General features: G+C 67.7%; 9 protein-coding genes. 6 read left to right on the top strand and 3 right to left on the bottom strand.

Annotation, left to right across the window (positions count from 1 at the left end; genetic code table 11):
* The first annotated feature begins 20 nt into the window (after window positions 1–20).
* From ACFY5C_RS38345 to ACFY5C_RS38360, 4 genes are all read left to right on the top strand, one after another.
* A complete protein-coding gene (locus ACFY5C_RS38345; RefSeq protein ID WP_389454043.1) occupies window positions 21–800 on the top strand; it encodes an alpha/beta fold hydrolase in 780 nt (259 codons plus the stop codon).
* A 107-nt stretch (window positions 801–907) separates the two neighbouring features.
* Entirely contained in the window at window positions 908–1,261 is a 354-nt protein-coding gene (locus ACFY5C_RS38350) for an ArsR/SmtB family transcription factor (RefSeq protein WP_389454045.1), read from the top strand.
* Complete coding sequence (locus tag ACFY5C_RS38355; protein ID WP_389454048.1) at window positions 1,254–1,892, top strand: SRPBCC family protein; 639 nt, start codon at window positions 1,254–1,256, stop codon at window positions 1,890–1,892. Before ACFY5C_RS38350 ends, ACFY5C_RS38355 begins: the two co-directional genes overlap by 8 nt.
* Before the next feature lie 168 nt (window positions 1,893–2,060).
* Window positions 2,061–2,303 (top strand): hypothetical protein, encoded by a 243-nt coding sequence (locus ACFY5C_RS38360; protein ID WP_389454050.1) that lies wholly within the window; start codon window positions 2,061–2,063, stop codon window positions 2,301–2,303.
* Here ACFY5C_RS38360 and ACFY5C_RS38365 read toward each other — a convergent pair.
* Window positions 2,244–3,713, bottom strand: coding sequence for a non-reducing end alpha-L-arabinofuranosidase family hydrolase (locus tag ACFY5C_RS38365; RefSeq protein ID WP_389454053.1), 1,470 nt, complete (start codon window positions 3,711–3,713; stop codon window positions 2,244–2,246). The two genes, ACFY5C_RS38360 and ACFY5C_RS38365, sit on opposite strands and share 60 nt — an antisense overlap.
* Before the next feature lie 921 nt (window positions 3,714–4,634).
* Here ACFY5C_RS38365 and ACFY5C_RS38370 point away from each other — a divergent pair.
* On the top strand, window positions 4,635–6,065 hold the full coding sequence (locus ACFY5C_RS38370) for an endo-1,4-beta-xylanase (RefSeq protein WP_389454055.1): 1,431 nt from the start codon (window positions 4,635–4,637) through the stop codon (window positions 6,063–6,065).
* A gap of 31 nt (window positions 6,066–6,096) precedes the next feature.
* Window positions 6,097–7,467, top strand: coding sequence for an RICIN domain-containing protein (locus ACFY5C_RS38375; RefSeq protein ID WP_389454058.1), 1,371 nt, complete (start codon window positions 6,097–6,099; stop codon window positions 7,465–7,467).
* Between the two features lie 288 nt (window positions 7,468–7,755).
* Here the strand turns inward: ACFY5C_RS38375 and ACFY5C_RS38380 are convergent, their stop codons facing one another.
* Both ACFY5C_RS38380 and ACFY5C_RS38385 read right to left on the bottom strand, forming a co-directional pair.
* Window positions 7,756–8,478, bottom strand: a complete 723-nt coding sequence (locus ACFY5C_RS38380; RefSeq protein WP_389454061.1) for a transposase — start codon at window positions 8,476–8,478, stop codon at window positions 7,756–7,758.
* Between the two features lie 140 nt (window positions 8,479–8,618).
* Complete coding sequence (locus ACFY5C_RS38385) at window positions 8,619–9,803, bottom strand: serine hydrolase domain-containing protein (protein ID WP_389454064.1); 1,185 nt, start codon at window positions 9,801–9,803, stop codon at window positions 8,619–8,621.
* Window positions 9,804–10,456: the final 653 nt, after the last annotated feature.

Here is a 10,456-nt window from a genome sequence, read left to right on the forward strand (position 1 = left end):
CGTATCCCAGGAGGCCACCCATGCCGCAGCTCGAAGTCGACGGCGCGACGCTGACGTACGACGACGAGGGCCCCCGCGAGGGCTCGGGTGTGCCCCTGGTGTTCGTTCACGGCTGGACGGCCAACCGGCATCGCTGGGACCACCAGGTGGCCCACTTCGCCGAGAAGCGGCGCGTCGTCCGGCTCGACCTGCGCGGGCACGGCGAGAGCAGCGGGGCTGGAGTGCGCACGATCGACGACCTGGCCGAGGACGTACTGGCCCTTCTCGGTCACCTCGAGATCGAGCGGTTCGCGATCGTCGGCCACTCCATGGGCGGGATGGTCGCCCAGACCATCGCCCTCGCCCACCCGGAACGGGTCGAGCGCATGGTGCTGGTGAACTCCATCGGCAGGATGGCCTACAGCCGGGGCCGCGCCCTGCTGATGGCCGCCTCGACGCTCGCCCCCTTCAAACTGTTCGTCGCCGCGAACATCCAGCGCGCCTTCGCGCCCGGCTACCCGCGCGAGGAGATCCGCGAGTACATCCGCGCCTCCGCCGGCACCCCCCGCGAAGTCGTGATGACGCTCTACGGCGCGATGCGTGCCTTCGACGTGCTGGACCGGGTCGGCGAGATACGCACGCCCACCCTGATGGTGCACGGCTACCACGACATACAGCTGCCCCTGGCCCAGATGCTGCGGATGGCCAAGGCCTACCCCGACGCGGTGATCCGTGTCCTGGACGCCGGCCACGAACTGCCGGTGGAGAAGCCGGCCGAACTGACCGCGGCACTCGACGGGTTCCTCGCCGACCGGGGATAGGCGGGAGGGGGGGCACGCGGCCGCGGACATCCCGCTCGGGCCGCGGCCCGGCCAGGCGCATTATTTAAGCCTTGCCTTATATAAGCAGTCGCTGTCATAGTGAAGCCGTGCACGCATTCGATGTGCTGGGTGATCCGGTCAGGCGCCGGATATTGGAGCTGCTCGCGACCGGCGAGCAGGCATCGGGCGACATCAGCGCCGTGATCCAGGTCGAGTTCGGAATCTCTCAACCAGCCGTGTCGCAGCACCTGCGGGTGCTGCGCGAGAGCGGCTTCGCGTCCGTCCGGGCGGAGGGCACGCGTCGGCTGTACGCCGTGGACGCCGCGCCGCTGCGCGAGGTGGACGCATGGCTGGAGAGGTTCCGCGGCTTCTGGGAACAGCGGCTCGACGCCCTCGGAACGGAACTCGCGCGCGGCAAGCGCGAGCGCAGGCTCAGAAAGGAAGCGAGCGGGGATGAGTGAGATCGTCGACGAGTTGAACCGCCTGCACCGGCAGGTCGGTGCACGGCACGTCGAGACGGGCGAGGCCCGCACGGTGCTGCTGCGGCGCACGTACGACGCGGAGCCGGCCGACGTGTGGGACGCGGTGACGTCGCCCGAGCGGATCAGCCGCTGGTTCCTGCCCGTCAGCGGGGAGTTCCAGGTCGGCGGGCGCTACCAGCTGGAGGGCAACGCCGGTGGCGAGATCCTCGAATGCGAGGAGCCCTCGCGGCTGCGGGTGAGCTGGCTGTACGGGCCCGACCCGGGGTTCAGCGAGGTCGAGGTGCGGATCGCGCCGGAGGGCGAGGAGCGCACGGTGCTGGAGCTGGAGCACGTGGCCGTCGTGCCGGACGAGTTCTGGGACCAGTTCGGACCGGGAGCCGTGGGCGTCGGCTGGGACCTCGGGCTGCTGGGCCTCGCCATGCACCTCGCCGGCGGCGGGATGGGCAAGGAGGAGTCCGAGGCCTGGCAGCTCTCGGACGAGGGCAAGGCGTACGCGACCCGCTCCGGCGAGCTGTGGGGAGAGGCCTACGCCGCCTCGGGCGCCGACGGACAGGTCGTGGCGGCCACGACAGCGGCCACGATCGCGTTCTACACCGGCGCGGCGTCGTAGCGCGACTCGAAACTTTCGAGCCGTTGGTGGATGGCGTAGAGGGGCCTTCCTGAGCCAAGTGAGGCCGGTGGGTGTGCAGTCCGTTGACGGCAATGGGTGTCGCTCCTAGGGTCTGCCGCGAAATTCGGAAATCAGTCCGAAACTTTCGAACCCTTGGAAGGAGACGCGATGGTGACCCGCACATCCATCGACCCGCCTCCCGAGCGTCGCCCCCGCCGCTCGCGCACCCGCACCGCACTGTCCCTCGGCATGGCGGGCCTGCTCGCCGCCGGCGGCGTCACCGCCCTCGCGGGCACCGCCGAGGCAGCCAGTACGCTCGGCGCCGCCCGGAGCCGGACCCGTGTCATACCGTCAGCGCTGCCGTGTCAGCAGACCCGGACGATAGGGCAGGAGGCCGTAGTCGCCGCCTGAGTTGGGGTTGCGCCCCTGGTAGAGCAACTGCAGATTGCAGGGATCGACGGTCATGGTCTGATCAGGGCTGGTGCGGATCAGTTCGCCATGACTGATGTCGTTGGTCCAGGTGGCGCCACTGTTGGCCTTGCCGGCGAAAGGATTGCTCTCGGTCGCGGCTTGGGGCGTCCACGAGCCGTTCAGACTGGTGGCCGTGAACGAGCGGAAGTAGCGGTGGCCCTGCGCGCCGATCGCCTCGACGATCATGAGGTAGCGGTTCTGGCCCTGCAGCTTGTAGACCTGCGGGGCTTCGAACAGGTTGTTCCGGGTATCGCTCATGACCACTGTCGAGGTCGAGCCGAAGCTGCCCGGGAAGTTCCCGATCGGCATACTGGCCCGGTAGATCTTGCCGTTGTCACCGGCGAAGAACAGGTACATGTTCGTCCCGTCACCGATGAGCGTCTGGTCGATGGGCCCTGTTCCGGAGTCGGAGATGCTTCCGGAGAAGAGCACCTGCTCGGATGACCAGCCATTCGGGTTGGTGGGGTCGCTCGACGTCCGGTAGGAGAAGGCGGTCCCACCCCACTGGTAGGCGAGCACCCATATGTTCTTCGGCGCGAAGTAGAAGAGCGTGGGCGCGACGGTGGAATTCGACATCGTGTTCTGGCTGGCCGAGGCCATCTCCGACCAGTTGGTGAACAGGCCGAAGTTCATCGAACCCCAGCGCGTCCCCGTGTCGTGCGTCGTCGCATAGACGAGTTGCCTGCCGTTGTAGGGGACGACGGTGAAGTCCTTGAGCGAGACCCACCCCGGCTTGGGCTGCGCCAGCGCGCCCGTTGATGTCCAGCGGTATGACGACGGAAGATCGCATGTGCCGGGGTTGCCGGCGCCGACCTTGACGAACTGCCACTGCTGGTTGCTGCCGCCCCAGTCGTCGTACTGGACGATGTTCGCGTTGTCGGCGGTGGAGGCGCCTTGTACTTCGAGGGCCTTGTTGCTGTGGCGCGAGATGAGCCTCACGTAGCCGTCCGAGCTGTCGGCCAGCCGCCACTGCTGGTTGGTGCTGTTCAGATCGGCCCATTGGACGATCGAGCCGCCGTTCGCGGTGGACCAGTTGTGGACGTCCAGCACCTTGCCCGAGTGCTGGGACTTGATGCGGTAGTAGCCGCCCCCGGAATCGACGAACTGCCACTGCTGCTGGTTCTGATCGTTCCTGGTCCACTGGGTGATGCGGGCGCCGTCGCTGGTCGCCAAGTTGTAGACATCAAGGGCTTTGCCGCTGTTGCGGTTGACCAGCACATACGAGGCGTTGGGGTCTACGGTCGCCGCGCTGGCCGGCTGGGCGCCGAGGAAGGTGGCCACGAGTAACAAGGGCGCAAGGACGGCGAGTAAGCGTCTCAGGCGAACCGGGGGTGGGTGGCGAAACCACATCAGAGGCCTCCTTGGGGGCGGGGTGAGGTGACGCCGGTGAACCGAGGAGCGGCCGAACCGAGGGTAGGGACGGTTCGAAACATTCGAAAAGCTCCCCGAACCTTTGACGCCACAAACTAGGAATGTGGGGCCCTCCGGTCAAGGTCTGTCGCCGATCTGTCCACAAACAGCTCCTCCCCCCGGGGAGCTTGGCGAGCTGCCGCGCCGGCCGGAAGCACTCCGGGAGTTCGCGATACGGCTCGTCAGTCCAAGCGTCCGCGCAGGGAGGAAAGGTGAGCAAGTAGCGTCCGTACACTCGTCCTGGTCCCCGCTCAGGCCCTACGGGATCTGCCGAAGGCGGTGCCGGAGGGGTTGGCCGTCCGGCTCGACGGGCTCGAAAGTTGCGAACGAAGAACGGAAACTTTCTCCGCGCCGAGTATTGACGAGTCACTGTCAATCGCTCAACATCCCTCTCTGAGTGACCGGCCGCAGTTCGCGATTTCGAACTACGCCGGGCCCTGGGCAAACTGTGCTGCACGGCAGATCACGCGCAGCTGTACCGCAGATCCCCGCCCCGAAGCACCTGCGCCACCCCGTTTCGTTCCGGTGAGGTTCGCACCAGCGCATCCTGGCTCTTCGTGCAGTCGGAGAGGTACGCGACGCCGCGTGACGGCCCCCGGCTGAGCCGCGATGGAGTGCCCCCGTGCCTGTGTCGACACACCGCTGCCGCGCGCCGTACGTCGCCCGGCGGCCGACCGCTTGCCGTCCGTGCCGGTTGAGACCGTCCTGGTCCCATGACCTCGGTGTCCGGTGACTCCGTGCTGCCCGGGTTCCGCCCCGCCCCGTCCGTCTGCCGAGTGGGATCCGTTTGCCGAGTGGGAGCGGACGCCCCTGTCCCCTGCGCTCCAGTCATTCCGTGATGTCTACCTTGGAGGCACAGCCATGGGCCTGTACGCCCTTCCCAGACCCGCTATCCGCCGGAAGATCCGCGGCCTGCTGTTGGCGCTGGTCGTCGGCGTCCTCGGTGCGGTCACCGCACTGGTCGCGCCGCCGACCGCACACGCCGCAGAGAGCACCCTCGGCGCCGCGGCGGCGCAGAGTGGCCGCTACTTCGGTACCGCCATCGCCTCGGGCAGGCTGGGCGACTCGGGGTACACGGCGATCGCGGGCCGTGAGTTCAACTCGGTGACGGCCGAGAACGAGATGAAGATAGATGCCACCGAACCGCAGCGGGGCCAGTTCAACTTCACCGCCGGTGACCGCGTCTACAACTGGGCGGTGCAGAACGGCAAGCAGGTGCGCGGTCACACCCTGGCCTGGCACTCCCAGCAGCCCGGCTGGATGCAGGCCCTCAGCGGCAGCACGCTGCGCCAGGCGATGATCGGCCACATCAACGGCGTGATGGCCCACTACAAGGGCAAGATCGCCCAGTGGGACGTCGTGAACGAGGCGTTCGCCGACGGCAGTTCGGGAGCCCGGCGCGACTCCAACCTGCAACGCACCGGCAACGACTGGATCGAGGTGGCCTTCCGCACCGCGCGCGCCGCCGACCCGGCCGCCAAGCTCTGCTACAACGACTACAACGTCGAGAACTGGACGTGGGCCAAGACCCAGGCCATGTACGCCATGGTCCGGGACTTCAAGCAGCGCGGCGTACCGATCGACTGCGTCGGCTTCCAGGCGCACTTCAACAACGACAGCCCCTACAACAGCAACTTCCGCACCACCCTGCAGAACTTCGCCGCCCTCGGCGTCGACGTGGCCATCACCGAACTCGACATCCAGGGCGCCTCGGCCACGACCTACGCCAACGTGACCAACGACTGCCTGGCCGTACCGCGCTGCCTCGGCATCACCGTCTGGGGGGTGCGCGACACCGACTCCTGGCGACCGCAGCACACGCCGCTGCTGTTCAACGGCGACGGCAGCAAGAAGCCCGCCTACACCGCCGTCCTCAACGCACTCAACGGCGGCTCCTCCACGCCCCCTTCGGGTTCCGGACAGATCAAGGGCGTCGGGTCGGGCCGCTGCCTGGACGTGCCCGGCACCAGTACCACTGACGGCACCCAGCTCCACCTGTGGGACTGCCACAACGGCACCAACCAGCAGTGGACGCACACCGCCGCCGGCGAGCTCAGGGTCTACGGCAACAAGTGCCTGGACGCCGCCGGCACCGGCAACGGCACCAAAGTCCAGATCTACAGCTGCTGGGGCGGCGACAACCAGAAATGGCGCCTCAACTCCGACGGATCCATCGTCGGCGTCCAGTCCGGCCTCTGCCTCGACGCCGCCGCGGGCGGCACCGCCAACGGCACCCTGATCCAGCTCTACTCCTGCTCGAACGGCAGCAACCAACGCTGGACCCGCACCTGATGGGACCCGCCACAGACGAAAGGGTGAGTCGATGAAGACCTACGGTGCGGCTTCCCCCGCCCCTCCACGACGACATCGCTGGTGGTCCCGGGTCGCCGCGGTGGTGGCGGGGACCCTCGCGATCGGCATGCTCTCCGCGGTGAATCCGGCGCCCGCCGAGGCGGCGACGGTGGACACCAATGCCTGGTACGTCCTGGTCAATCGCAACAGCGGCAAGGCGCTGGACGTCTCCGGCGCGTCCACCGCCGACGGCGCGCGGGTCAGCCAGTGGACGCGGAGCGACGGAGCCAACCAGCAGTGGCAGTTCGTGGACTCCGGCGGCGGCTTCTACCGCCTCAAGGCCCGGCATTCGGGCAAGGTTCTCGACGTGGCTGGTCCCTCGACCGCAGACGGTGCCGCGATCCAGCAGTGGGCCGACCACAACGGGGCCAACCAGCAGTTCCGCCTGGCCGACTCCGATGCGGGCCACGTCCGGCTGATCAACCGCACCAGCAACAAGGCGGTGGAGATCCAGGGCGCCTCCACCGCCGACGGAGGCAACGTCGTCCAGTACACCGACTGGGGCGGCGCCAATCAGCAATGGCAGATGGTCAAGCTGTCGTCCGGTGGCGGCGGAGGATGCGGCAGCGCACCGACTCTGGCGAGCGGTACGCACACGATTCAGAGCGGCGGCAAGAGCCGTAGCTTCATCCTCAGGGTCCCCGCCAACTACGACAACAGCCACCGCTACCGGCTGATCTTCGCGTTCCACTGGCGGGGCGGAACCGCCGGTGACGTCGCCTCGGGCGGCACGAGCGGGAACGCCTGGTCCTACTACGGCCAACAGGAACAGTCGAACAACAGCGCGATCCTCGTCGCCCCCCAGGGCCTCGGCAACGGCTGGGCCAATGCGGGCGGTGAGGACATCACCTTCGTCGACGACATGATCCGGCGCATCGAGGGCGGCCTCTGTGTCAACCCGGCACAGCGTTTCGCCACGGGATTCAGCTGGGGCGGCGGTATGAGCTACGCACTCGCATGCAGCCGGGCGAACGTCTTCAGGGCCGTCGCGGTCATATCCGGCGCTCAGATCAGCGGATGCAGCGGCGGCACCCAGCCCATCGCCTACTTCGGAATCCACGGCATCAGCGACTCCGTTCTCAACATCGCGCAAGGACGGTCCCTGCGCGACAAATTCGCCGGCAACAACGGCTGCACCCCCCAGAGCCCGCGCGAGCCCGCGCCGGGCAGTCGAACGCACATCACCACCACCTACTCGGGCTGCCGTGCCGGATACCCGGTTCAGTGGGCCGCGTTCGACGGAGGCCACGCACCCGGTCCGGTCGACGGCTCCAGCGGCGACAGCGGCGTCGCCACCTGGACCAAAGCAGAGATCTGGAGATTCTTCGCACAGTTCCAGTGACACCCCGCATCACGGGGTGGAGCCAGGACGAGGATGATCCTGGCTCCACCCCGTCGACGGCTGCCCCAAAGCGAAGGACGAGGAGGCCTGTTCAGGGGAGAGCTCCCATGCCTTCGGACTGGTCACGGCCGAACAGACCGTGGGAGACGTGGCGTTCGTACATACTTGCGCTGTGCCGCAACGAATCGCCGGGGCCGATGACCCTCAGTAAGGAGGGCACGGTCCATGAGATTCAGTTCGCGGAGCAGCAGTGGATCGAGAACAGGAGCTTTGCACTGCTGCATGACATCACCGACTGTCTGCGTATCGGCGACGTGACCGTGTTCCGTGATCGGGGCGACGACGAGCAGGACATCCTTCTGTACGAGCTGAAGACGAATCCGAGGCGGCGGGAGAGCACCCAACTGAGAAGAACCGTTCCGCGATCCACCGCTTGGGCAGCACCACGAAGCCGCGCATGTCGTCGCTGCGCTTGACGATCGCCAGCACCAGGGTGAGTGCGGCCAGGCAGCACTCGACGAGGCTGCCGTCGTAGCCGCGGCTGTCGGCGCCGACGACAGCGTCCGCCTTGATGGACTGTGAGTCGATCACTCCCGCCGTCGGCTCCGCGTCCCGCCCCGTCCTGATGCGGGCCTGCGCGCGCAATCGGTCGTGGAACTCTGCGATCAGGGCGTGGTCGCGCCAGCGGCGGAAGAATGCGTAGACCCGGTCCCAGGGCGGGAAGTCGGCCGGCATCGCCCGCCACTTGATGCCGTTGTCCACGAGGTAGCGGAGTGCGTCGAGCATCGTGCGGTGGCAGTACGCCTCCGGCTGCCCGCCGCGGCCGCGCAGCCAGCCCGGCACCGGTAGCAGCGGACGGACGACGGCCCACTCCGCCTCCGTCATGTCCGTCGGATACTGGCGCTCGCGCATCGCACGGTCGGCGGCGTTTCCGAGCCGGTGAGCCAGACAGTCACACTCCACGGCGACCGAGCTGGACTGCCCGGCCATCGACACGGAAGACTGCGGCACCGGGGCCTCCTGCTGCTCGGTGATTCGACACCAACGAGCTGTTCAGGAGACCCCACCCGTATGCGCCACGCGCCCCGCGACCACCCAAACGGGACTCCCGTTCGACGCACATCTCTCAAGACCGGAAAGACACCAGCTACTCAGCCAGAGGTGCGCTCTTGGCACAGGGCGTTTTCCACCAGCGTGTGCGCGAGCTTCTCCTGCCCGAGCGTGCTGTCCATCTGGTTGAACTGGGTGGACATGGCGACCACCACGCTGTGCCGACCGTCATCCGTGACGCCGTTTCGTGTCCGGTAGCCGAGTTGGTCTCCGCCGTGGGTCCAATAGGTGCCGCCGCAAGACAGCGGGCGGGAGAAGAGGCCGAGTCCGTAGCGGGCGCCCGGCAAAATCTGGTTGGTCTCCTCGTCCACAGGGACCGTGCGCTGCATCTGCTTCAGCAGCTCCGGGCGCAGCAGCTTGCCGCCGAGGAGGGCGCGGAAGAACCGGTCGAGGTCGGCGGTGGTGGAGATGAGACCGCCTGACGCGTCCGCGTCGATCAGGTCGGTGACGTCCACCAGCGGGCCGCCGGACTCGAAGCGCTGGTAGCCACGCAGGTGCGGGTGGGGCAAGGAGGGAGAAGTGCCGGGCCAGATGGTGTGGTTGAGGTGGAGCGGGCGGATGATCCGGTTGTTGACCTCCTCATACCACGGCCGGTCGGTGACCTTCTGGATGACCAATCCCAGGATCGCGTAACCGGTGTTGGAGTAGCTCCACCCCTGGCCCGGCTCGAACATCGGCTTGTGCTGCATGGCCAGGGCCACGACCTCCTCGGGGGTGCGGATGTCGTAGCGGTGCGCGTAGTACTCCTCGGGGGAGTCAAACCCCGGGTAGCCCTCGTCGGAGATGCCGCTGGTGTGCTGGAGGAGCTGCCGGATGGTGATCTTGTCGCCGCGGTTGCCGTTACCCTGCACCACGCGGGGGAGCCAGCGCTCCACCGTGTCGTCCAGCCTGAGTTTGCCCTCCCCCACCAGTTGCAGGACGACCGTGGCGACGAACGTCTTGTTGTTACTGCCCATCCGGAAGTAGGCCGAGGGCGGGACCGGGCGGTTGGTCTCGATATCGGACACCCCGCTGGACGCGACCACGCTCCTGCCTCCGGGGCCGGTCGTCCGAGCCTGGACACCCGCGACCCCGAACGCCGCGATCGCGTCGGCGTCGTGTTGCAGCGCGGTCTTGCCGTACCCCTGCTCCTGCCCCGACGGCGCAGCCCCGGCCGGAACCGCGGCCAGGCTTGCCGCCGCAGCCAGCACCACGGCACCTGTCACGAACTTTGACCTTATACGCATGCTGTGAAGTCTCAACGGCACGGAAAGCGGTGGCCATCCGGCTGTCTACCGGACCTCAGGTGGGGCTAGCCCGACCCATCGGCCTGCCAGATGAAATGGCGAATCTTCCCGAAAGCTGATTGGGCTGGCGCACTGTGCGCCCGCCAGCCGAGTTGGATGGAGCCCGCCGAGGCCCCCGACCGAGCGCAGGGGCTCGGCGGCCGTTGTTCCGGTGGCCCCATCCGGCACTCGGCTCCGTGTCTCGCCCCAAGGCGCCACCCGTATGCGTCACGCGCCCCGTGACCACCCAAACGGGATTCCCGTTCGACGCACATCTCTCAAGACCGGAAAGACAACAGCTACTAAGTGGTTGGTTGGCGCGAGCTGAGGCGTACCGTGCCCTCGTGCTGCTGTGACCACTTCACTGACGCCACGCACTGGCCGGGGAGCCAGGCGATCGGCAAGAGCCAGGCAACGTAACCGCGTGAAGTGAAGCGAACGTGTGGGAGCCGTGAAGAGGGCGGGGGTACGGCGCTCTCGCTTGCCGGTACGTTGGGCCGCACACACCCGGTACGTGCGGGCGGCCGGACATATCAGGACGAAGGCAACGGGGGGTTCCATGATTCGGTCGGTCCTACGACGTCGCCGGGCGGCCTCGGGCCTCCCGGTCCCGG

Source organism: Streptomyces sp. NPDC012935, from assembly GCF_042900345.1.
In the GTDB taxonomy this organism is placed as follows: domain Bacteria; phylum Actinomycetota; class Actinomycetes; order Streptomycetales; family Streptomycetaceae; genus Streptomyces.